The sequence below is a fragment of the Peribacillus sp. P4_B1 genome, from assembly GCF_056402395.1.
Genome location: NZ_JBFUHM010000020.1, coordinates 12,199 through 35,557, shown reverse-complemented (window position 1 = coordinate 35,557; position 23,359 = coordinate 12,199). Strand labels below are relative to the sequence as shown.

The 23,359-nt window shown below is 41.8% G+C and carries 18 protein-coding genes; 14 read left to right on the top strand and 4 right to left on the bottom strand.

All coding sequences use genetic code 11. The annotated features are described in order from the left end of the window. Positions 1–193: 193 nt before the first annotated feature. Entirely contained in the window at positions 194–2,263 is a 2,070-nt protein-coding gene (locus tag AC1DVK_RS13490) for a catalase (RefSeq protein ID WP_477626682.1), read from the top strand. Between the two features lie 65 nt (positions 2,264–2,328). Here the strand turns inward: AC1DVK_RS13490 and pepT are convergent, their stop codons facing one another. The 3 genes from pepT to AC1DVK_RS13475 all read right to left on the bottom strand — a co-directional run bounded on the left by pepT (position 2,329) and on the right by AC1DVK_RS13475 (position 5,868). After that, positions 2,329–3,564 (bottom strand): peptidase T, encoded by a 1,236-nt coding sequence (pepT, locus tag AC1DVK_RS13485; RefSeq protein ID WP_089363714.1) that lies wholly within the window; start codon positions 3,562–3,564, stop codon positions 2,329–2,331. 179 nt (positions 3,565–3,743) lie between these two features. Next, positions 3,744–5,225 carry an alpha-amylase gene (locus AC1DVK_RS13480; protein WP_477626681.1) on the bottom strand — a complete coding sequence of 494 codons (1,482 nt, stop codon included), beginning with the start codon at positions 5,223–5,225 and terminating at the stop codon, positions 3,744–3,746. A 463-nt stretch (positions 5,226–5,688) separates the two neighbouring features. Beyond that, a complete protein-coding gene (locus tag AC1DVK_RS13475; protein ID WP_477626680.1) occupies positions 5,689–5,868 on the bottom strand; it encodes a hypothetical protein in 180 nt (59 codons plus the stop codon). A 129-nt stretch (positions 5,869–5,997) separates the two neighbouring features. On the opposite strand from AC1DVK_RS13475, the gene AC1DVK_RS13470 reads away from it, so the two are divergent. The 12 genes from AC1DVK_RS13470 (at position 5,998) to rbsB (ending at position 20,411) form a co-directional block, all read left to right on the top strand. Next, positions 5,998–7,350: an aspartate aminotransferase family protein gene (locus AC1DVK_RS13470; RefSeq protein ID WP_410863810.1), complete on the top strand. Its 1,353-nt coding sequence runs from the start codon at positions 5,998–6,000 to the stop codon at positions 7,348–7,350. 7 nt (positions 7,351–7,357) lie between these two features. Continuing rightward, the gene (locus AC1DVK_RS13465) at positions 7,358–8,878 is read left to right on the top strand and encodes a pyridoxal phosphate-dependent decarboxylase family protein (protein ID WP_477626679.1); all 1,521 of its coding nucleotides are present in this window, start codon (positions 7,358–7,360) and stop codon (positions 8,876–8,878) included. Between the two features lie 2 nt (positions 8,879–8,880). Beyond that, positions 8,881–10,683, top strand: a complete 1,803-nt coding sequence (locus AC1DVK_RS13460) for an IucA/IucC family protein (RefSeq protein ID WP_477626678.1) — start codon at positions 8,881–8,883, stop codon at positions 10,681–10,683. After that, on the top strand, positions 10,673–11,257 hold the full coding sequence (locus AC1DVK_RS13455; RefSeq protein ID WP_477626677.1) for a GNAT family N-acetyltransferase: 585 nt from the start codon (positions 10,673–10,675) through the stop codon (positions 11,255–11,257). Before AC1DVK_RS13460 ends, AC1DVK_RS13455 begins: the two co-directional genes overlap by 11 nt. Further along, positions 11,232–12,560, top strand: coding sequence for a lysine N(6)-hydroxylase/L-ornithine N(5)-oxygenase family protein (locus tag AC1DVK_RS13450; RefSeq protein ID WP_477626676.1), 1,329 nt, complete (start codon positions 11,232–11,234; stop codon positions 12,558–12,560). Before AC1DVK_RS13455 ends, AC1DVK_RS13450 begins: the two co-directional genes overlap by 26 nt. A gap of 22 nt (positions 12,561–12,582) precedes the next feature. Further along, positions 12,583–14,394 (top strand): IucA/IucC family protein, encoded by a 1,812-nt coding sequence (locus tag AC1DVK_RS13445; protein ID WP_477626675.1) that lies wholly within the window; start codon positions 12,583–12,585, stop codon positions 14,392–14,394. Between the two features lie 381 nt (positions 14,395–14,775). Further along, positions 14,776–15,762, top strand: a complete 987-nt coding sequence (locus AC1DVK_RS13440) for a LacI family DNA-binding transcriptional regulator (RefSeq protein WP_477626674.1) — start codon at positions 14,776–14,778, stop codon at positions 15,760–15,762. Continuing rightward, entirely contained in the window at positions 15,759–16,640 is an 882-nt protein-coding gene (gene rbsK / locus AC1DVK_RS13435) for a ribokinase (RefSeq protein ID WP_477626673.1), read from the top strand. The genes AC1DVK_RS13440 and rbsK overlap by 4 nt, the downstream gene beginning before the upstream one ends. Beyond that, a complete protein-coding gene (gene rbsD, locus AC1DVK_RS13430) occupies positions 16,637–17,029 on the top strand; it encodes a D-ribose pyranase (RefSeq protein WP_477626672.1) in 393 nt (130 codons plus the stop codon). Before rbsK ends, rbsD begins: the two co-directional genes overlap by 4 nt. An 18-nt stretch (positions 17,030–17,047) precedes the next feature. Beyond that, positions 17,048–18,529 (top strand): sugar ABC transporter ATP-binding protein, encoded by a 1,482-nt coding sequence (locus tag AC1DVK_RS13425; RefSeq protein ID WP_477626671.1) that lies wholly within the window; start codon positions 17,048–17,050, stop codon positions 18,527–18,529. Position 18,530: 1 nt separating this feature from the next. Beyond that, positions 18,531–19,475 (top strand): ABC transporter permease, encoded by a 945-nt coding sequence (locus tag AC1DVK_RS13420; RefSeq protein ID WP_477626670.1) that lies wholly within the window; start codon positions 18,531–18,533, stop codon positions 19,473–19,475. Positions 19,476–19,490: 15 nt separating this feature from the next. Beyond that, complete coding sequence (gene rbsB / locus AC1DVK_RS13415) at positions 19,491–20,411, top strand: ribose ABC transporter substrate-binding protein RbsB (protein WP_477626669.1); 921 nt, start codon at positions 19,491–19,493, stop codon at positions 20,409–20,411. Positions 20,412–20,682: 271 nt separating this feature from the next. On the opposite strand, the gene gdhA is transcribed toward rbsB, so the two are convergent. Next, on the bottom strand, positions 20,683–22,065 hold the full coding sequence (gene gdhA / locus AC1DVK_RS13410) for an NADP-specific glutamate dehydrogenase (protein WP_317778326.1): 1,383 nt from the start codon (positions 22,063–22,065) through the stop codon (positions 20,683–20,685). A gap of 155 nt (positions 22,066–22,220) precedes the next feature. On the opposite strand from gdhA, the gene gltC reads away from it, so the two are divergent. Further along, complete coding sequence (gene gltC, locus AC1DVK_RS13405) at positions 22,221–23,123, top strand: glutamate biosynthesis transcriptional regulator GltC (RefSeq protein WP_410863824.1); 903 nt, start codon at positions 22,221–22,223, stop codon at positions 23,121–23,123. Positions 23,124–23,359 lie beyond the last annotated feature (236 nt).

The window sequence follows — 23,359 nt, the reverse complement described above, 5'->3', positions numbered from 1 at the left end:
TTACGTCCCCAGTGATTCAAAACTGGGGATTTTTTGTTTTTTGAAGACGGGAAGGATCTTTTTCTGAATTCTGTTTAGCCGTCAAATGAGAGTGGTATATGAGGAAGGATTACACAATTGTTTCAAATTTTAAAGTAAGTACATACAACACGAATTAAACTGAATTTCTAAGACATGGAGGGGAATGAAAAGGATGAAAAAAGAAAATGAAAACGGAAGAATCGATGAACAAAGTAAGCAACGGCAGTTGGAACAATATCGAGTGGACGACAACGGGAAAAAGATGACGACTAACCAAGGTTTGCGCATTTCAGAGGATGAACACTCTTTGAAAGCGGGAACCCGTGGTCCAACTTTGATGGAGGACTTTCATTTCCGTGAAAAAATGACTCACTTTGACCATGAGCGTATTCCTGAACGGATTGTCCATGCGCGTGGTTCCGGAGCACATGGATATTTTCAGGTATATGAGCCGATGGCCGAATATACAAAGGCAAAGTTCCTTCAAGACCCTTCAGTCAAGACACCAGTATTTGTTCGTTACTCCACGGTAGCAGGTTCACGCGGATCGGCAGACTCGGTTCGTGATGTCAGGGGATTCTCTACAAAGTTTTATACCGAGGAAGGAAACTATGATCTGGTCGGAAATAATATTCCGGTATTCTTTATCCAGGATGCCATTAAGTTCCCGGATTTAATTCATGCGGTTAAACCGGAGCCTCATAATGAAATACCTCAGGCCGCGTCTGCCCATGATACCTTTTGGGACTTCGTCGCCAACAATGAAGAAACGGCACATATGATCATGTGGCATCTTTCTGATAGGGCCATACCAAGAAGTTTCCGGATGATGGAAGGGTTTGGGGTCCACACTTTCCGTTTTGTGAATGAAGAAGGTGTGGCCCATTTCGTTAAATTCCATTGGAAGCCTGTACTGGGAGTTAAATCCCTTGTCTGGGATGAGGCGCAGAAAATTGCAGGGAAAAATCCTGATTTTCACCGTCAAGATCTGTGGGAAGCAATAGATACTGGAAATTATCCTGAATTTGAATTCGGCGTGCAAATGATTAAGGAAGAAGATGAATTCAAATTCGACTTTGATATCCTTGATCCTACTAAACTATGGCCGGAAGAACAAATCCCGGTGAAAATAATCGGGAAAATGGTTTTGAATCAAAATACAGATAACTTTTTTACAGAGACGGAACAGATAGCTTTCCATCCGGGGCATGTTGTACCGGGTATTGATTTTTCAAATGATCCGCTGCTTCAGGGACGTTTGTTCTCATACACCGATACCCAGCTATCCCGATTAGGAGGCCCAAACTTTCATGAGCTTCCGATTAATAGGACGGTTGCCCCCGTTCATAATAATCAACGCGATGGCATGCACCGAATGTCAATAAATCCCGGACCGGTCAGCTACCACAAAAATTCCCTTGCAGGTAACTCTCCAGAACCTGCTTTAGAAGAGGAAGGCGGCTATGCACATTATCAGGAAAAAGTCGATGGCAGGAAGGTCCGTAAACGCAGTGAAAGCTTCAAGGATCATTACAGCCAAGCTAAACTATTCTGGAATAGCATGACGGAAGTGGAGAAAGAGCATATTATTCAGGCTTTCCACTTTGAAGTGGGAAAAGTGAAAAGTAAGGACGTTCAGCAGCAAATTGTCGAGATGTTCAGCAATGTTGATGTCGAACTGGCAAAAACAATCGCTTTTGGAGTGGGAGTTAATCCTCCAACAAACAAGAGTGAAGTCAAGATGGATTTAGCTTCTCCGGCTTTAAGCCAGGAGCAAATGAAAGTGAACACGGCCGTATCAAGAAAAGTGGCCATCTTGGCTGCAGATGGTTTCAACGGGTCAGAGGTTAATCAAGTCTTGGAATCATTTAAATCAGCAGGTATAACTACTGAAATCATCAGTCTTAATCGTGGAGTGATTACAAGTTCTGAAGGACAGCAGGCCGAGGTGAATCAGACATTCCTGACGGCCGATTCGGTACTTTTCGATGCTGTATATGTGGCAGGAGGCCAGGAGAGTGTCGATGCTTTAAAGGCATCCAAGGAACCAATTTACTTTGTTGATGAAGCCTACAATCATTTCAAAGCGATTGGTGCAGGAAAAGAAGGAGCCGAGATCTTATCGAAGGCAGGCATCGTTTCCAATGATCCAGCCTCAGGCATTGTAGCTGTTACGGACAATAATAGTGGTACTGCCTTTATCGAGGCAATTGCCAAGCACCGTCACTGGAGTCGCGCTTAATATTGGATGAAAAACCCCCAGACATGAAGTCGGGGGGTTTTTCAATAAAGTCATTTCGTATCAAGCTACTTCGCTTTTTCTTCAAGGAGCGAGGCAATGCCAACAATCACCTTTGTGGCCAGTACCATATTGTCGACGGAAATAAATTCATACTTGCCATGAAAGTTCTCGCCGCCCGTAAAAATGTTAGGTGTCGGCAATCCCATATACGATAATTGAGATCCATCAGTACCACCGCGTATAGGTGAGATTATCGGTTTTATACCGAGTTTCTCCATTGCTTCATGGGCAATATCCACGATTTCCTTCACGGGTTCAATTTTTTCCTTCATGTTGAAGTATTGGTCGTGTAATTCAAGCTGGATACGCTTTTGCCCATATTTTTCTTTTAAATCTTCGATGACTTTTGTCATATATTCCTTACGATCATTAAATTTTTGGCGGTTGAAATCCCTGATGATGTAAGAAAGCTTGGTCTCTTCCACATCACCGTGAAATGAAATCAGATGATAAAATCCTTCGTAACCCTCCGTATATTCCGGTGCTTCTGCCACTGGGAGCTTATTATGGAATTCCATGGCGATTTTAGCTGAGTTCACCATTTTTCCTTTAGCGGTACCAGGGTGAATATTCGTCCCTTTAATCAGGATTTTGGCCGATGCTGCATTGAAGCTCTCGTATTCAAGTTCCCCAAGCGGTCCACCGTCCACGGTATAGGCAAATTGGGCATTAAACGCATTTACATCAAACTTATGGGGTCCCCTGCCGATTTCCTCATCGGGAGTAAAGGCAACACGGATTTTTCCATGCTTGATTTCCGGATGCTGGATCAAATAATCCATGGCAGTCATGATTTCGGCAATGCCAGCCTTATTATCCGCTCCTAACAGGGTTGTACCATCCGTCGTTATCAAGGTATGCCCTTCATAATTCTTAAGCGAAGGGAAATCATCAGGTGAGAGGATGACATCCAATTTTTCATGTAAAGTAACATCTTTACCATCATAGTTGTCAACGATCTGCGGTTTTACATCTTTCCCAGTGAAATCCGTAGCTGTATCGATATGAGCCAAAAATCCAACTGTTGGGACATCCTTATCTGAATTGGCTGGCAAGGTAGCCATGACATAACCATTCTGATCCATTGTGACTTCCTTCATCCCAATTGATTGAAGTTCCTGGACCAATGTATTTGCCAAGGTTAACTGTCCAGGTGTAGAGGGGCATGAGGGATTTGCATCATTCGATTGGGTATCCACTTTAACATAAGAAGTGAATCTTTCAATGATTTCATTTTTCACGTTCCTTCAACTCCTTTTCCCTTATCTTACCATGATTGCTTCGAATGGAAAAATTATCTTTCCGTGGGTAACGATCCAATTGCATTGTGAAGGAATGATACTCCTGGGTTTTCAAGGGCGATGTCATCAGTAAAGAACAGCACATCTCCAAACGACATGCTGTTCCTTGCTATCTCATTTTAGAGTGGTGTCGTTTTAAGTGGTACATCATTTAATGCCCATACGGATACGCTTTTCCCATGAACGGGAAAGGTCGCGAAACCATCTGCTTCAATGATAATGTGGTCATCTCTATGATAGGTTAAATCACTCCAGGTTTCACCAGCTCGATGTTCACCGACGAACATCCTTTTTTCACTGTTGTGATCTCCATTGGAGATAATGACGGCACACCCCGAGCCTTCTAGCTCTTCAACTCCGTGCCGGACCCATCCTATCGTATTTGGATCATCAAAGTAGTCGGTCTGTTCTCCGTAAGCTTTTTCATACCTGGCATATAGTAGGCGATCTAGAATATCCTTTTTTCCAGGTACCGGAGAAGGCCCGCCGATTCCATAATAGTCCCCGTAAAAGACACAGGGATAACCGCAAAGTCTAAGCAAGATAAGTGCATATGCCGATGGTTTAAACCAGTCCTTTACCCAAGACTCCAGTGATTCATGAGGTTGGGAGTCGTGGTTGTCGACAAAAGTCACGGCCTGTGCCGGATTGGTTTGGACGAGGGTATCATCAAAGATGGTTGAGAGGTCGAAGTCAGTTCCTGCTTTTGAAGCCTCGTGAAATTTATAATGCAGGGAAACATCGAACAAGTTGAGGTCATGATTGGTTTGATCTAAGTAAGTTTGACAAGCTTTAACATCCGCCTTCCAAAATTCGCCGACCATGAAGAAATGTTCCTTTGTATAAGGAATGAGTTCCTTTAGAAATTCGTTGATGAATTCATAATCAATATGTTTAACGGCGTCCAAACGAAAACCATCACACTTTAACGTATCAACCATCCATTTTCCCCAGCTAATCATTTCCTGACGAACTTCTGGCAGACTGTAATCGATGTTGGCAAACATTAAATAATCATAGTTGCCGAATTCATCGATGACATGCTTATTCCAATGCTTATTTTCCCCTGTAATCCGATAAATACCCATCTTGTCGTTTTTGGCATCATAGTCCGTACCATTAAAATGAGTATGGTTCCACTTAAAATCAGAGTATTGATTTTTACGGCCTGGAAAATCGAATGTTGTCCAGCCTTCAATTTCAAATGGTTCTGAGATATCTTCCATGCGGTTGTCCGGATTGACTTCAATGACTTCAAATTTTTCGGTTCCATCAGCTCCTGCTTTGTGGTTCATGACTAAATCGATATATACGCAAAGTCCGTAGTTATGACAGGTGGCTATCGCTTGAAGCAATTCATCTTTTGTCCCGTATTTGGTACGAACGGTTCCTTTTTGGTCAAATTCCCCCAAATCGTATCCGTCATATATTCCATATCCATTATCCCCAATGGATTGCCCTTTGGTAACTGGCGGAAGCCAAACGCAATCAATTCCTGTATCCTTCAACTTGGAGGCTGCATACCTCAATCTGTCCCAATGAGAACCATCCGCCTCAAGATGCCACTCGAAAAATTGCATCATCGTATGATTTCTTTTCATCCGTTTCCCCCCTGACACCGACACGTTTTGACAAAATTGAAGCTGAACGATCGATAAAGTAATAGTGAAAATCTTTACCCTCTAATTTCAAATGATAAACAAGTAAACAATCCCTCTGAATAGAGGTTCATTTACCTCTCTATTTTACTATTTTATACCAAGTAAGGATATTTTATATTGATTAGCAGCTAAAAATTAATAAAAGGTGGCGGAATAATCCGGTTAAAGTATAAGGAAGGCGGAAAACGATATAGTTTAAGGTTTTGGTCTAAAGTCATCGGCGAAAGTAATGGAAGGCTTTACGCCAATTCAATAAAAAAGAATCCCTATTATTCTAAACTGGTAATATTTGTTTAAAAAATATCATTTTAAAAGAACTTAGCACTTTCGCATATTCCATTATAGGACCCTTTATGGAATAACATGACTAACGTTAATAAATAACAATAATGTAAGGTGCTTTTTAAGTTGTGGTTACTGTCAAAAAGCCATTCCCGCCACCCTTCAAACCATTCTTTGGTGACTCCTCATTTTCATAATTTTCATCTTCACTTAGCTTAGAAACACAACTATATAAAACCTTAAGATTAATTTTCTGTTTAATGTATAAATAGGGATCAAGTCCCAATTTTAACCTTTTCATAATTTTATTGGAAATTACTAGAAGAAAAATGAGCGGATTTACTTATTGAGAATAATTATCATTATCAGTAGAATGAATTGCATGATAATGATAATTATTCTCAATTAATTTAATACATGGAGGCTCACTATGGTAACGAACATGCTTACAAAAAATGATCAATTACTGGAACAACAAAACACAAGGGAATCAAATGCCCGATCTTATCCTAGAAGATTACCCATGGCCATCGATCAAGCGGAGGGAATTTATTTAACGGACATGGACGGAAAAAGATATATTGATTTTCTTGCCGGCGCTGGAACATTAGCACTCGGACACAATCATCCGGCTGTGCTTGAAGCAATGGAAAAAGTTCTTAAGGATAAACGGCCTTTACATACATTGGACTTTACGACACCAATCAAGGAGCAGTTCGTTGATGAAATTTTTGAAAGCCTGCCTGAAGAATTCAGAAAAAACGCAAAAATTCAATTCTGTGGTCCTACTGGCGGAGATGCCATTGAGGCAGCGCTTAAATTAGTTAAAACAGCCACAGGCAACAGAAGCATTTTATCCTTCCAAGGGGCTTACCACGGGGCAACCCATGCAACCATGTCAATCAGCGGTAATACAAAACCAAAGGAAAAAATACAAGGGTTAATGCCGGATGTACATTTCCTGCCGTATCCCTATCAATATCGCTGTCCCTTTGGAATTGGCGGAGAAGAGAGCCATAAAATCAGTAGTCAGTATATCGAAAATCTACTAAACGATCCTGAGTCCGGTTTATTGGCACCTGCAGGAATGATTTTAGAGGCAGTACAAGGAGAGGGTGGTTCCATTCCCGCTCCAATTCCATGGCTTAAGGAAATCAGAAGAATAACAAAAGAGAAGGGAATTCCGCTAATTATCGACGAAGTTCAATCCGGTATCGGCCGGACAGGGAAAATGTTTGCCTTTGAACATGCAGGAATCATTCCGGATGTTCTGGTCTTATCAAAAGCAATAGGGGGGAGTCTTCCATTATCGGTTGTGATTTATAACAAAGAGTTGGACATATGGTCTCCAGGTGCACATATCGGTACGTTCCGTGGAAATCAATTGGCGATGGCAGCGGGAACAGCAACTTTAAAGTATATGAAAGAGACGAATCTTGTGGATCATGCCGCTAAAATGGGAGAAACCTTAAGTAATATTCTTAGAGATTTGCAAAAGGATTTTCAGCAAATCGGGGATGTTAGAGGCCGTGGATTAATGGTCGGTGTGGAAATGGTCAACCATAAAGAACCGCAAAATGCGAACGGAAGCCATCCAGCTGATTCGGAACTTGCCAGTGCCATTCAGCAGGAATGTTTTCAAAGAGGGTTGATTTTGGAAGTTGGCGGCAGACATGGAAGTGTAGTGAGGTTCTTGCCTCCATTGATCGTAACGGAATCCCAGCTTTATGAAGCCACTGCAATTTTTGAACAGGCTGTTCGTGCAGCTGTTGCTAGAGGGTGAATGATCAATGATCGAAATGATAACTAAAACTAAAACAAAAACTGATTTTGCCTATTCTCCATTATTTTTGAACAACGAAGAAGGTTTCAATAACTATAGCCAGTCATTAAAAATCATAGAAAAAAAGCTGACGAATTTTTTAAAGGGGAACAATCTGGCTTACTCTGGGAAAAAACCGAATGAAATAGAAGCAAGGTTAAACGAGGTGACCCTCGCTTCCTTAAAAGGGGAGACAATGGAAGCAGTAGCTGCTGAGCTTGCAGAGTTTGTTATTAATGACAGCATCAATGTACACAGCCCTACTTGTATCGGACATTTGCATTGCCCGACACTGATACCTGCAGTGGCTGCCGAAATGATTATCGGTACGTTGAATCAATCCATGGATTCATGGGACCAAAGCTCGACGGCAACCTTCGTTGAAGAGCATTTAATAGATTGGCTGTGCAGTCAGGTAGGGTTGCCTGAACAAGCGGATGGGATTTTCACAAGCGGTGGAACCCAATCTAATTATATGGGACTGCTATTGGCGAGGGACGCTTATTGTAAGCGTTACTGGGATGTGGATGTTCAACAGCATGGCTTGCCGGTCGAGGCGAAAAAATTGCGGATTTTATGCTCCGAGGCTGCCCACTTTACAGTTCGTAAATCAGCGGCACAGCTGGGGCTTGGAGAACAGGCAGTGATCACGGTTAAAACGGATTCAAATCATCGTATGTCTATGGGTGAATTAAACAACGAGTTACTGCGTTTAGAGGAACAGGGTTTACTTCCATTTGCTATCGTTGCTACTTGCGGAACGACGGATTTCGGTTCAATCGATCCATTACATGAAGTATCCCAAGCAGCAAGGAAGAATGGGATATGGCTGCATGTGGACGCTGCATATGGCGGCGCGATGATTTTAAGTAAGGATTACAAAGAGTTAATCAGCGGAATTGAACTGGCAGACTCGATTACGGTTGATTTTCACAAATTATTCTACCAACCCATCAGTTGTGGTGCATTTCTTGTATCGGACACCAACTCATTTCAATATATCCAGCATCACGCCGATTACTTGAATCCACAGGAAGATGAAGCGGAGGGCATGGTTCACTTAGTCAATAAATCGGTGCAAACGACGAGAAGGTTCGATGCACTGAAACTTTGGATGTCATTGAAGGTTGTCGGACTGGATACCTTTGCCGAAATGATTGACTATACTTGTCACCTTGCACGTGAAGTGGCTGTGAAGATCGATCAAGCGGAAGGATTCAGTGTATTAAATAAAGACCCTGAATTGAATGCGGTTGTATTCCGTTATAATCCCGAGGGAGAAAGTGATCGGTTAGTAAATCTATTAAATAAACAGATTCAGCAAGAATTACTGAAAAGCGGACGGGCATTTTTAGCAAAAACGCGTTTTGACGGACAGGTGTATTTAAAAATGACACTATTGAATCCAATGACAAGGCTTGAACACATTGAGGGAATTTTAGACGAAATCCGGGTATTAGGTGAAATGTTCAAGATGATGGAGGAATGAAGATGAATGGTAAGCAGATAGCTGAAAGGGCGACGATGCAAAGCTTTCTGAATTGTTATTTCCGGGAAACTGGAAATTGCAGTTTGGAGGAAACGAAGAACTGGCCTGATTTGGAGGGTTCTATTCCGGATTCATTATTAGTCAGTAATCTCTTATCCCAAGATATTGCATTGCTAGTTCCATTGAAATATTGGTCGGAAACGGGGCGTCATATTTTTACATTCCCGATTTACTACCAAAATGCATCCAAACAAGTACGTGAATTAGATTATGTGACGATGGTCTCGATTGTTTCTAAAGAATTATTGAATGAGCAGGGCAGGACGGATAGTGAAGATGAATTGATGCTGCGTGTCATCCTGAGCAGCCAAAATATCCAACGGTATGTGGAAGCAAGGACAGAAGACATTGATGCGCTTCAAAGTCCTGATTTTACCTTTATCGAAGCGGAGCAGTCGCTATTATTTGGGCACCTGTTCCATCCTACACCGAAAAGTAAGCAGGGCATTTCAGAAAAAGATGAATGGATCTATTCACCCGAATTAAAAGGTGAGTTTCAGCTGCACTACTTCCTGGCAGAGCCTTCGATCGTCATCCAAGATTCCAGTGAAGTCCGATCGGCAAGTGAAATCATTAAACAGGAGCTAGCCGGTGACTTGGAGATTTCCAGTGAATTCCGTGAAACGTATTGCCAAACGGAAAGCCGGTATAGCATTATCCCAGCACATCCGCTCCAGGCAAAAGTGCTTATCGAAAAAGAAGAAGTTAAAAGGCTTATCGAGCAAGGAACACTAATTTACGTGGGACCGCTTGGGAAAAAATTCACGGCTACCTCTTCTTTTAGAACGGTATATAGTGCCACATCGAGATATATGTACAAATTTTCCGTTCCGGTCAAAATCACGAATTCGTTACGTGCAAATCTGCAAAAAGAACTTGATCGTGGTGTGGAAATCGCTAAATTAATCGATTCAAAAGTGGGAGACATGCTAAAAGAACAGTATCCTTCCTTCCGTATTATTAAGGACCCTGCTTATCTAACGATCAAAACAACAGAACAAGAATCAGGGTTCGATGTTGATATCCGGGAAAACCCTTTTTATGAAAACAATGAACAAGCAAGCCTGATTGCAGGCTTATGCCAGGATAATGCCTATGGTGCACCATCAAGGCTTGGAGCGATCATCCGCAAATTATCAGCTGATGAAAACCGCAGTACCGAAGAGGTAAGTAAGGATTGGTTCAAAACTTATCTTTCAATGACATTAAAACCGATGCTTTGGCTATTTGAAGTGTATGGAATCGTTTTAGAAGCCCATCAACAAAATTCCATCATTCAACTTCAAGATGGGTATCCATCCACTTTTTATTATCGCGATAATCAAGGGTATTACTATTGTGAGTCCAAAGTAGACAGGCTGTTGAAGATCCTGCCTGAACTCAGTGAAAAAAGCTTCACGATTTGTTCTGATGAAGTCGCTGAAGAGAGACTGCAATACTATTTCTTTTTTAATCACTTATTAGGCTTGATCAATAATTTTGGTACGGAAGGGTTAGTATCAGAGAAAACCCTGTTACAGCTCGTTCAGGAACAACTGGAAACAAGCAGCAGGGAAAGCGGGGATGAGGGGTTGAATCGAGTTATTGCAAGGTTGCTTCATGCCCGGGAATTATCTTGTAAGGCTAATTTACTGACGCGGTTTCATGATATGGATGAACTTGTTGGTTCACTTGAGACGCAATCCGTTTATACGACCATTGAAAATCCATTCGCGCAGGGGGTTTTAGCCGTCCATGAAAAATAGTTATGAAGAAATGCTGAAGGACTGTAATCAACAGCTTTCATTCGTCAAAGTTGAATTTGAGAGGGATTTAGATATTCTACATAAATGGATGCATGAAGATCATGTAATACCCTACTGGAATTTGAATTTCACAAAAGAAAAATTTGCTGTTCATTTGCAAAAGGCATTGGCTGATGCACACCAAACAATCTATTTAGGCTGCCTGGACTCAATCCCAATGAGCTATTGGGAATCGTATTGGGTAAAAGGCGATATCATCGAAGACTATTATCAGTCTGAAGAGGGAGATCAAGGCATTCATTTACTCATTGGTGATCCAGATTATCTTGGAAAAGGACTGGCTTTGCCGTTCTTACGTGCAATGGTGAAATACCAACTACTTACTGCTAGAACAAAAAAGGTGATGGCAGAACCGGATATCCGGAACGCAAAGATGATTCATCTATTTGAAAAGTGTGGGTTTACCCCAATTAAAGAAATTGAGCTCCCTGACAAAACAGCATTACTCATGGCATGTACACGGGAGAATTTCGAGAGGAAGTGGAAGTATGGAGAAGCAACAATCTATCTATGACCTGGTAGGGATAGGGATAGGTCCCTTTAATCTTGGACTTGCAGCCCTTTTGGAGAAAACCCCGGAGTTGAATGCCGTCTTTTTTGAGAAAAAGCAGGAATTCAATTGGCATGAAGGGATGCTGTTGGAGGGGACAACTCTGCAGGTACCGTTCTTTGCTGATCTAGTCAGCATGGCAGATGTGACAAGTCGATATAGTTACCTGAATTATTTACAGCAGCATGACCGGCTTTATCATTTCTACTTCCTTGAAAAATTCTTGATTCCACGAAAAGAATATAACGACTATTGCCGCTGGACTGCCAATCAACTTGATAGCTGCTGTTTTGGAAAAGCGGTGGAGGCGGTGGAGTATATAGGGAATCAAGATGAAACCTTCTATCAAATCAGTGTAAGGGATGAACAAACACAAAAGATCGAAGTCTATTATAGCCGCCATGTAGTCATGGGAATTGGAAGTGCCCCGACTGTCCCGTCTGCATTTAGTCCATATAAAGGAGAGAGCATCCTTCATTCGGCCGATTATTTACGGAACAAAGAAAATGTCCTGAAGAAAAAATCCATCACGGTTGTCGGATCTGGACAGAGTGCGGCCGAGGTTTTTGAAGATCTTCTGAATGAGCAGGAGAAGCATGGTTACCAGCTAAACTGGTATACAAGGTCCAAAGGGTTTTTCCCTATGGAATATTCAAAACTTGGGTTGGAGTACTTCACTCCGGATTACCTTGATTTCTTTTATCGGCTGCCACAGGAAAAGAAGGATGACATTTTACCAAAACAAGACCTCTTGTATAAAGGAATCAGCGCGACAACAATTGCGGCGATTTTTGACAAGATGTATGAAAAATCGATTGGAAATGCAGAGCTTTCCATTGAACTTAGGGCGATGACGGAAGTTGCATCCGTAGAGCCAACTGAAAATGGCTGGACATTGAAATGTTCACAATGGGTGGAAGAAAGTGAATTTGATGTGGATACAGAGGCTGTTGTTTTTGGAACGGGCTATAAATCGACCGTTCCGGCATTTCTTGACACCATGGAAGAGCTTTTAATCCGCGATGATTTAGGCCGTCTTGCAATTACGAAAGACTATCGGGTTGGAACGACCATCTCTACAGCGAATCATCTTTTTATTCAAAATGGCGAGGTACATACGCATGGCGTGGGGGCACCTGATCTAGGATTAGGGGCATTCCGAAATTCCATTATTATCAATCAATTGGCAGGTAAAGAGGTTTATCCATCCGAGCCAAAGGGTGCTTTTCAGTCATTCCGTGTAAAATCACCAGTCATGGCTTACTAATAGAAGGAAAGGGGAGCAATATATGCAGTTCATGAATGAAGTGGAACAGGCGATTTCTGAAAAAAATTGGTCGATAGTAAACCAAAACCTGCTGGCCAAGATGATTTCTGAGTATATGTATGAAGATATGATCCATCCAGCTGTATTGAAAGAAAATGAAGCAGGAAACCTATATGAGTTAGAGATTAATGAGGGGAAATCTTATCAATTTTTGGCTTCGCCCCGTCTTTTTGACAGCTATGAAGTACAGGCTGAGTCGATCCAGGTCTGCGAAATGGAAGGTTTTACACAGGCCAATGATGCTATTCAATTCATTTTAGACATTCAGCCGTTAATTGGGATGACTGCAGAAACAACAGGACATTTAATTAAAGAATTCCATCATACGCTGCTTGCGGACCTTCAATTGCTATCCAAACCTGAACAAGACGCGGATGATTTAGTCGAGCTGGACTATGCGTTACTTGAAGGAGAAATGAGCGGTCACCCTTGGATCGCTTATAACAAGGGAAGAATCGGTTTCGGTTTTGATGATTACTTGAAGTTTGCTCCAGAAAACCAGAAGGAAGTTCAGTTATCATGGATTGCGGTCCATAAAACGAGGGGTGAGTTCAATTCCATCGAAACGTTGTCCTATAAGCAATTGATGGAGAATGAACTAGATGAGGAAACCCAAAAATCATTTGTAAAAAGATTGACAGAGAAAGGGCTGAAGGCAGAAAACTATTACTACCTCCCAGTCCATGAATGGCAGTGGAAGAATGTAATCATCCAGAATTTTACCGATGACTTGGCTAAAGGGCTGATTGTAGCTTTAGGAAATGGTCCTGATGAGTATCTGCCGCAACAATCCATCCGGACATTTGTTAATGTATCGAATAAGAATAAACACCACGTCAAGCTGCCAATGAGCATTTTAAATACGCTAGTCTACCGTGGATTACCAGCGGAACGCACAGTCATTGCGCCAAAAATCACAGAGTATATAAAGAACATTTATGAAAATGATTCATTCTTGAAAGAACAATGCAAAGTGGTGCTTCCTGGTGAAGTGGCCAGTTTAAATGTTGATCACCCGTATTATTCCAAGCTAGAGAATGTACCCTATCAATATTTAGAGATGCTGGGCGGTATTTGGAGAGAAAGCATTTACAGTTATATGGAAGAAGACGAAAAGCCCATTACGCTTGCGTCCCTTTTACATGTGGACAGCAAAGGGAAACCATATGTGGAAAGCCTTATTGAAAAATCGGGATTGACTGCAGAAGCCTGGACAGCTCAATTATTCGACGTCATTCTATCACCATTATTACATTTTATCTATCAATATGGATTGGTATTCTCGCCGCATGGCCAAAACACCATTTTAGTCTTGAAGGATTACAAGCCTCACCGTTTGGCCATCAAGGATTTTGTAGATGATGTAAACGTCAGTGATCAGCCGCTTCCTGAATTAAGCAGCCTTCCTGATGATTTAAGGAAAGTACTAAGAAGTGAGACTCCCGAGGGGCTGGTTCAATTCATTTTCACGGGACTATTCATCTGTCATTTCCGATACTTGTCAACACTTCTGATGAAAAGGTCCCTTTTGGATGAGAATGCCTTTTGGGAAGGTGTCGCTCAAACAATCCATACACATCAGAAAAAATTCCCTATGCTACAGGATCGTTTCGATACATTCAATTTCTTTGCGCCAAAATTGACAAAACTATGCCTGAATAGAAATCGGATGCTTCAATATGGTTATAGCGATGGTGAAGACCGTCCGCATGCATCTGAGTTTGGGCATGTGAATAATGCACTTTTTGAAAAGTTACCTGCAAAAACGCTTTAAAGTTAAGCTTGCTCAGACTTTTGAGCCAGTTTCAGACAGTAGACAAACCCGAGGAAAATCGAGTTTGTCTACTGTTTTTTATAGTTTTTACAATTTGACCGTTGATTTCCGCTCCTGTTACTCGCTTTCCGCGAGCGGTCAGCCCTCGGCTTACGCCTGCGGGGTCTCCCTAGACGCGCTTTTCCCGCAGGAGTCTCGTACACCCGTTCCAATCAATTTTGTTAAAAAGTTTATAGAGCGATAATAGCAAACAAAAAGATTGTGTTATCCTCTTTGGTTCAAACTCCCTAAAAATTATCTTTGGAATAGGACTTGCCGTTCATATAAATTGGTGATAAGCTATTGTGTAAACGGTTACATAAGAGTATTGAGGTGGATATATTGGCAACTATTCGGGATGTTGCAAAGGAAGCTGGGGTTTCTGTTGCTACGGTTTCTAGAGTGATGAATGGCAGTGGTTATGCACATGAGGACACAAAAAAGGTGGTCATGGCAGCTGTTGAAAAGTTAAACTATAAACCGAATGAAGTGGCAAGATCCCTCTACAAACGTAAATCCAAATTGATTGGTTTAATCTTGCCGGACATTACGAATCCCTTCTTTCCAGAAATGGCAAGAGGTGTCGAGGATTATCTGCAGCAATTTGGATATCGATTAATCTTTGGAAATAGCGATGAAAAGAGAGATAAAGAAATAGAATATATTGACACTTTTCTACAGAATAATGTAGTGGGCATGATTGCTTCCACTAGTGAAGAAGCAAATGAAAACTTCGATAACCTGGATATTCCAGTAGTCCTTCTCGACCGTACAGCAGAGAAATTACCAGCCGTTTATTCCGATCAAAAGACAGGCGGTAAGCTGGCAGCACGCGTATTGCTGGATAGAGGCAGTACGAATATTGTCCTCATTAGGGGGCCTGTCGAAATAAAGCCTGTATATGAACGATATAAGGCTGCATTGGAGGAATTGGAACAAGCGGAAGTGAACGTGCAAGTCATGGATTCAACTCTGACCCTTAAGGGCGGCCAAATTTGTGTGGGACAGCTGTTCGAGCAATATCCGGAAACGGATGGAATCATAGCTTGTAATGATATCGTTGCAGCTGCCGCACTTCAGGAGATTTTAAAACGGGGAATACGGATTCCGGAAGACATACAATTGATCGGCTATGATGATATCGCTTTTACATCGTTATTGCACCCACCATTATCGACAATAAGGCAGCCAGCCTATGAGATGGGGGCACAAGCGGCGGAAATGCTCATTAAAAGGATCAATCAGGAAAAATTGGAAGTAACGCACAAAAAGCTCCCTGTTTCTTTTGTGGAGAGACAAACAACGAGAAGGAAGGCGGAGAAGACATGATTAGAATTACAGTAGTGGGAAGTTCCTCAATGGACTTAGTGGTGACATCAGCAAAGCGGCCAATGGCTGGGGAAACGGTTTTAGGAGAGTCTTTTATAACGGTTCCTGGAGGGAAAGGAGCCAATCAGGCTGTGGCAGCGGCCCGTCTTGGTGCACAAGTATCGATGGTTGGATGTGTAGGTGATGATGTCTATGGAGAGATCATATTAGAAAACCTGAAAAAAAATCATGTAAACACAGAGTATGTGGAACCGGTTACAGGTTCCGCTTCCGGGACAGCACACATCACCCTTTCAGAAGGTGATAACAGCATTATTGTCGTAAAAGGTGCAAATGATTTCATTACTCCTGAATATGTAAAAAAGGCGAAAAAGGTCATTCAGGAATCGGATATCGTGCTGGTTCAGCAGGAAATACCTGAAGAAACGGTGGAATATCTATCTGAATTGTGCAACACGCTTCATAAGAAATTACTTTTGAACCCAGCTCCCGCCCGCAAGCTAAGCGATGCTGTCATTCAACAGGCATCCTTCCTTACACCGAATGAGCATGAATTCGAAATACTATTCAATGGGAGAGATCGAACGAAAGTCTTGACTGAGTATCCAAATAAATTATTCATTACAGAAGGAAAAAATGGTGTCCGATATTTTGACGGGCATAAAGAAAAGGTTGTTCCAAGCTTTACAGTGGAAGCGGTGGACACAACAGGGGCAGGGGATACATTCAATGCTGCTTTTGCGGTGGGTGTTGCGGAAGGAAAAAGTTTTGACGAATGTTTGTTATTCGCGAACCGGGCAGCTTCCATTTCCGTGACGAAGTTAGGTGCTCAAGGTGGCATGCCGCAAAGGAAAGAAGTCGAAAGGGGCTTAGCATGAAACGTCAAGGAATCATCAATAGTTCAATAGCCAAGGTCCTAGCAGACCTTGGTCATACAGATTATATTGTCGTAGGTGATGCCGGGCTGCCGGTGCCAGTGGGAGTTTGCAAGATAGATTTGGCATTGACGACTGGAACACCATCATTTCAAGATGTCGTTCGAGCCGTTCACGAAGATATGGTTATTGAAAAAGTTATCGCTGCCACTGAAGTGAAGGATAAAAATCCAGAACAGCATCAATATATGGAGCAGCAATTCGGAGATGCGATTGAATATGTTTCGCATGAGGATTTTAAAAGGCTGACAAGTAACGCGAAAGCCATTATCCGGACCGGGGAGACGACGCCATATTCAAATTGCATATTGCAGTCTGGAGTATTCTTTTAAAGAAATGAGATGATGAGCATGCAAATCGAAATGCACAATATTTATAAAGCATTTGGTCAAAACAAGGTATTGGAAGGTGTTCATTTTTCTTTAGAGGCTGGGGAAGTACATGCACTAATGGGGGAGAATGGAGCAGGGAAATCAACCTTGATGAACATTTTGACCGGGCTGCATAAACAAGATCAAGGAACGATCGAGATTAACGGTAAAGAAACCTCCTTCAGGGATTCAAAGGAAGCCGAAGAGGCAGGAATGGCCTTTATCCGTCAGGAATTGAATATTTGGCCCGAAATGACCGTGCTGGAGAATCTATTTATCGGCAGGGAAATGGTGAATCCCTTCGGTGTCTTAAAGACGAAACAAATGAAAGCGCGTGCAAATGAGATTTTTAAAACACTAAATATATCCCTTCCTCTTGATAAGGAAGCCGGACTTTGTTCTGTCGGGGAACAGCAAATGATTGAAATCGCCAAAGCGCTTATGACGGATGCCGAGGTCATCATCATGGATGAACCGACCGCAGCTCTAACCGATAGAGAAATAGAAAAACTCTTTGAAGTGATGAAGGGACTAACTAAAAAGGGTGTATCACTTGTTTATATCTCTCACCGGATGGAGGAGATATTTGCCATTTGTGACAGGATCACCGTTATGCGTGACGGAAAAACAGTCGATACGAAAAAAATTGCAGATACCAATTTCGATGAAGTCGTTCAAAAAATGGTCGGACGGGAGCTGGAGGACCGTTTTCCTCATCGTGAAGCGAATCCTGGAGACGTAGTCCTCGATGTAAAAGGATTAACTAAAACGGGCCTTTTTGAAGATATCCATTTCGCAGTTCGGCAAGGCGAGATTGTGGGTGTAGCCGGATTAATGGGAGCAGGCAGAACAGAAATAATGCGCGCCCTTTTTGGTGTCGACCAAATAGACGGCGGTGAAATTACCATTGAAGGCAAGAAAGTTTCCATACGAAAACCAACGGATGCAGTTCGGCACGGCCTGGCTTTCATTACGGAAAATCGTAAAGAAGAGGGGTTGATCCTGGACTTCTCAGTAAGGGAAAATATCGGATTGCCGAATCTGAAGAGTTTTGCTCCTAACGGACTCGTAAAAAAGGAAGATGAGAAAAACTTTGCCGAAATGATGATTAAGCGACTTCACGTGAAGACATCTTCTGCGGAAACGGTCATCGGCAATCTATCCGGAGGGAATCAACAAAAAGTGGTAATAGCCAAATGGATCGGAACGTCCCCTAAAGTTTTAATTATGGATGAGCCGACCCGAGGCATAGATGTTGGTGCAAAACGTGAGATTTATGAATTGATGAATGAATTGACGGAGCGAGGCATCGCCATCATCATGGTTTCGTCCGAACTTCCGGAAATTGTTGGAATGAGTGATAGAATCCTTGTGGTTCACGAAGGTAAAATTTCTGGGGAATTGATAAAGCAGGAAGCGACGCAAGAAAAAATTATGGCATTGGCGACAGGAGGGAACTAGGATGAAACTTGAGGCTACAGGGAAAAGCGGGATTTGGCAGAAATTTGGTCCGTTACTCGCCTTGATTCTATTATTTATCGTAATAACCGTTTTAAATCCATCATTCATGGAACCGAATAATATTTTGAATTTATTGCGTCAAACCTCCATCAATGCACTTATTGCGTTTGGGATGACCTTTATCATATTGACAGGTGGCATCGACTTGTCCGTCGGTTCCATTTTAGCTCTATCCAGCGCACTTATGGCTGGTATGATGGTCTCGGGATTAGATCCGATTTTAGCTATATTAGTAGGGATTCTCCTAGGTGCAATAATGGGGGTAATCAATGGGATTCTCGTTTCAAAGGGAAAAATGGCCCCTTTCATCGTGACACTGGCCACCATGACGATTTTCCGGGGATTAACGCTTGTGTATACGGATGGAAAGCCGATTACTGGAATCGGCGATTCTGAAATGTTCCAGATGCTTGGGAGAGGATACTTCCTCGGACTGCCGGTACCGGCAGTGGTGATGGTCATCGCTTTCTTCATCCTTTGGTTCCTGCTTCATAAAACATCATTTGGACGTAAAACATATGCCATTGGCGGAAATGAAAGGGCTTCCCGTATTTCGGGGATTAAAGTCGACCGAGTCAAGGTGGCCATTTATGGGCTGGCCGGTACGATGGCGGCAATCGCTGGTGCCATTTTAACATCCCGTCTGAATTCGGCACAGCCGACTGCAGGCCAATCCTATGAAATGGATGCCATTGCAGCCGTGGTGCTAGGCGGAACGAGCCTTTCAGGCGGTAAAGGGCGGTTGTTCGGTACGCTGGTGGGTGTCCTGATCATCGGTACCTTGAATAACGGCATGAATTTACTTGGTGTATCCTCTTTCTACCAGCAAGTGGTAAAAGGTGCAGTTATATTAATCGCGGTCGTACTTGACCGTAAAAAATCATAAGAAGAGGTGTAATCAATGAAAAAAATAGTATCGATCATCATGGTTCTTTCTTTAATGGTCTTGGCTGCCTGTTCAATGGACTCTGGTTTAACAGATGATAAAAAAGAAAAGAAAGACTCCATGAAAGATGTGAAAGTCGGGGTCAGCATTTCTACTTTAAACAACCCATTCTTCGTTTCCTTAAAAGATGGCATTGAAAAAGAGGCAAAAGAAAAGGGCATGAAAGTCACAGTTGTTGACGCCCAGGATGATACGGCAAAACAAATCAGCGGAATTGAAGATTTAATCCTTCAAAAGGTTGATGTCCTTCTTGTGAATCCAACTGACTCTGCGGCAATATCTTCAGCCGTTCAGGATGCTAATGATGAGGGCATTCCCGTTATCACGATTGACCGCTCTTCAGACGAAGGCGACATTGAAACGTTCATCGCTTCCGATAATGTGGCTGGCGGGGAAATGGCTGCAGAATATCTAGTTAAAGAGCTTGGCGATAAAGCGAAAGTAGTGGAGCTTGAAGGGGTATCCGGAGCATCTGCAACTCGTGAACGCGGGAAAGGTTTCCACAATATTGCGGACAAGCAGTTAGATGTCCTGACAAGCCAAACGGCGGAATTCGACCGGACAAAAGGGCTTAACGTCATGGAAAATATTCTGCAAGGCAATAAAGACATCCAAGCGGTATTCGCCCATAATGATGAAATGGCACTAGGAGCAATTGAAGCAATCAAGGCGGCAGGCAAAGACATCATCGTCGTTGGCTTTGACGGAAATGATGATGCATTGAAAGCGGTTGAAAACGGTGAACTAAAAGCTACAATCGCCCAACAACCGGCACTTATCGGTGAAGAAGCGGTTAATGCGGCTGAAAAGATCTTAAAAGGTGAAAAGGTAGACGAAAAAATATCTGTTCCATTGAAATTAGTTACTAAAGAATAATAGTTTTGCAATCAGTGAGAGTGTCAGAATTTTTCCGACACTCCTCTTTTTGTAGATCAATGGTTCATTTATTGGCATTAAATTAGTTTATGCCAAACAATGTAAAAATCATATTAACCAGTTGAATAAGCAGAATATCAATCTAGCCCATGAAATCATGCTACATAATTTAACATTCACTCCTATAAGGATACTGTAAAAAGATGTAATCACTCTTTTACCAAAAATAAGACGGCCCATGTTGGGACCGCCTCCTATTTTTAACTTATTATTAGAGTATGCCTTGAGTCAGCATAGCATCTGCTACTTTAAGGAATCCCGCAATATTGGCTCCGACAACTAAGTTGCCAGGTTCACCATATGCTTCTGCTGCTTCTACACTGTTTTTATAAATATTTTTCATGATACCGTGTAGTTTCGTATCGACTTCTTCAAATGTCCAAGGCATTCTAGCACTGTTTTGGGCCATTTCAAGTGCAGAAACGGCAACACCACCTGCGTTGGCGGCTTTGGCTGGTCCGAATAGGATACCATTATTAAGGAATACGTCAATAGCCTCAAGAGTCGATGGCATGTTAGCACCTTCGCCGATTGCTTTCACGTTGTTTTTAACAAGCAATTTTGCTGCTTCTTCATCAATTTCATTTTGTGTTGCACAAGGAAGGGCGATATCGCATGGTACAGACCAAATTCCATAGCTTCCTTCATTGTACTCAGCTTCGGGATGAGCATCGACATACTCGCTCAAACGCTTTCTTTCTATTTCTTTTAAACGTTTAACTGTATCTAGGTTCAGACCATTTTTGTCATATATATAGCCATTAGAGTCGCTACATGCAACAACTTTAGCACCCAGCTGTGTAGCTTTTTCAATGGCATAAATGGATACATTGCCTGATCCGGAAATAACAACTGTGCTGCCATTGAATTGTAAACCTTTGTCTTTTAGCATTTCTTCGACAAAGTAAACTGTTCCGTATCCAGTCGCTTCTGTACGGGCTAAGCTTCCGCCGTAACTTATGCCTTTACCAGTTAAAATACCTGCATGGTAGCTGCCTTGAATCTTTTTATACTGACCGAATAGATAACCGATTTCTCTAGCTCCTACACCGATATCCCCTGCCGGTACGTCTGTATCCGGACCGATATAGCGAGCCAGTTCTGACATGAAGCTTTGGCAAAAACGCATGATTTCAGCGTCTGATTTTCCTTTTGGATCGAAGTCAGATCCGCCTTTTCCACCGCCAATTGGCTGTCCTGTAAGAGAATTTTTAAAGATTTGCTCGAAACCGAGGAACTTGATAATACTGGAGTTTACTGTCGGGTGAAAACGTAGACCGCCTTTAAATGGCCCAATGGCACTGTTGAATTGCACGCGGAATCCACGGTTGACTTGTACATTTCCTAAGTCATCAACCCAAGAGACACGAAAGGTAATCATTCTTTCTGGCTCAACGAGTCTTTCTAAAATCCCACTTTTCATATAAATAGGGTGTTTTGAAAATACTGGCACTAATGAAAGGAATATTTCTTTTACGGCTTGATGGAATTCATTCTCGTGAGGATTACGCTCCTTTACCTGTGCGTATACTTGACTTACAAACTCTTTGGCGACCTGTATTTCCTCTTGCTCAACTTCATGTGACGTTGTCATTACCTTTTCTCCCCTTTTTTGGTAGCATGAAAATATATTTGAATATATATATACGTTTTTATGTGATACTTTAATGATATAATTCAAATTTGAAAGAAACAATCTGAATATTAGATAAATAACATGCCGTTTTGATATGAAAGAAGGAGCTTACATTGGAATTAAGACAAATCGAATATTTCATTGAAGTCGCAAAGCGTGAACATATGACGGAAGCAGCAGTGGCTTTGCATGTTGCCCAGTCTGCAGTAAGTCGTCAAATTTATAATTTAGAAGAGGAATTAGGTGTGCCTTTATTTATCCGCGAAGGCCGGAAGATTAAGCTGACACCTATAGGACATACATTTTTAGCGAATATGGAACAAGCTATGGATATAATTGATCGTTCAAAGCGTGAGCTTGCTGAGAGCTTAAATCCGGAAAAAGGGACAATTCGTATTGGCTTTCCAAGTAGTTTAGCTTCTTATATATTGCCAAAGGTTATTTCTGATTTCAGAGAGATTTACCCGCTAGCGAAGTTCACTTTGAAACAAGGCTCATATCGCTACCTGATCGATTCTGTTATAAAAGGAAATATTAACATGGCCTTAATTGGACCTCTACCGGCGAACGAAAAGAAAATTCACGGAGAAACTCTATTTATTGAGAACTTGGTCGCTCTTTTGTCAGAAAGTCATCCTTTGGCCTTGAAGAAGTCATTAAACTTAAATGAACTTCAAGGAAATCCGTTCATCGTATATCCTAAGGGGTATGTTTTACGTGATATTGTTATGAAGGCATGTAAACTGCACGGTTTCGAGCCAGAAGTTGCATTTGAAGGAAAAGATACTGATGCTATTAAAGGTTTAGTGGCAGCAGGACTTGGCGTAACCTTAATACCAGAAATCTCACTGATTGACAGCTTACCTCGTTTTACAGTTAGACTGCCGTTGGATGAACCATCCGTAACTAGGGCTGTAGGTGTTATTATTCCAACTGAAAGGGAGTTAATGCCAACGGAGAAACTATTTTATCGATTCCTGAGAGACACTTTTGCAACTCTGGAAGGTTTTCAATAGAAGAGAATTTAAAAGCTGGGGATTCTTTATGAAAGATCACATTTATACCATAGTATAGAGGCGAATCCAATTTAAATGGATTCTCTTTTTTTTATAAAAAGAGGAATAATTTGTAGTTGTAAATGCTAAAAACCTATATTGGAATAATGTATAAGCTATTCCGGCTTAAAACCAGAATTTTAGAGTGTTTTAGTAATAAAAGGATTAATTTATATTAAAATAATACAATATTGGAC

Coding starts and splice junctions, on each gene's coding strand:
- AC1DVK_RS13490 (WP_477626682.1), top strand. CDS start 194: ATGAAAAAAGAAAATGAAAACGGAAGAATCGATGAACAAAGTAAGCAA.
- AC1DVK_RS13480 (WP_477626681.1), bottom strand. CDS start 5,225: ATGAAAAGAAATCATACGATGATGCAATTTTTCGAGTGGCATCTTGAG.
- AC1DVK_RS13475 (WP_477626680.1), bottom strand. CDS start 5,868: ATGAAAAGGTTAAAATTGGGACTTGATCCCTATTTATACATTAAACAG.
- AC1DVK_RS13470 (WP_410863810.1), top strand. CDS start 5,998: ATGGTAACGAACATGCTTACAAAAAATGATCAATTACTGGAACAACAA.
- AC1DVK_RS13465 (WP_477626679.1), top strand. CDS start 7,358: ATGATCGAAATGATAACTAAAACTAAAACAAAAACTGATTTTGCCTAT.
- AC1DVK_RS13460 (WP_477626678.1), top strand. CDS start 8,881: ATGAATGGTAAGCAGATAGCTGAAAGGGCGACGATGCAAAGCTTTCTG.
- AC1DVK_RS13455 (WP_477626677.1), top strand. CDS start 10,673: ATGAAAAATAGTTATGAAGAAATGCTGAAGGACTGTAATCAACAGCTT.
- AC1DVK_RS13450 (WP_477626676.1), top strand. CDS start 11,232: ATGGAGAAGCAACAATCTATCTATGACCTGGTAGGGATAGGGATAGGT.
- AC1DVK_RS13445 (WP_477626675.1), top strand. CDS start 12,583: ATGCAGTTCATGAATGAAGTGGAACAGGCGATTTCTGAAAAAAATTGG.
- rbsK (WP_477626673.1), top strand. CDS start 15,759: ATGATTAGAATTACAGTAGTGGGAAGTTCCTCAATGGACTTAGTGGTG.
- rbsD (WP_477626672.1), top strand. CDS start 16,637: ATGAAACGTCAAGGAATCATCAATAGTTCAATAGCCAAGGTCCTAGCA.
- AC1DVK_RS13425 (WP_477626671.1), top strand. CDS start 17,048: ATGCAAATCGAAATGCACAATATTTATAAAGCATTTGGTCAAAACAAG.
- AC1DVK_RS13420 (WP_477626670.1), top strand. CDS start 18,531: ATGAAACTTGAGGCTACAGGGAAAAGCGGGATTTGGCAGAAATTTGGT.
- rbsB (WP_477626669.1), top strand. CDS start 19,491: ATGAAAAAAATAGTATCGATCATCATGGTTCTTTCTTTAATGGTCTTG.
- gdhA (WP_317778326.1), bottom strand. CDS start 22,065: ATGACAACGTCACATGAAGTTGAGCAAGAGGAAATACAGGTCGCCAAA.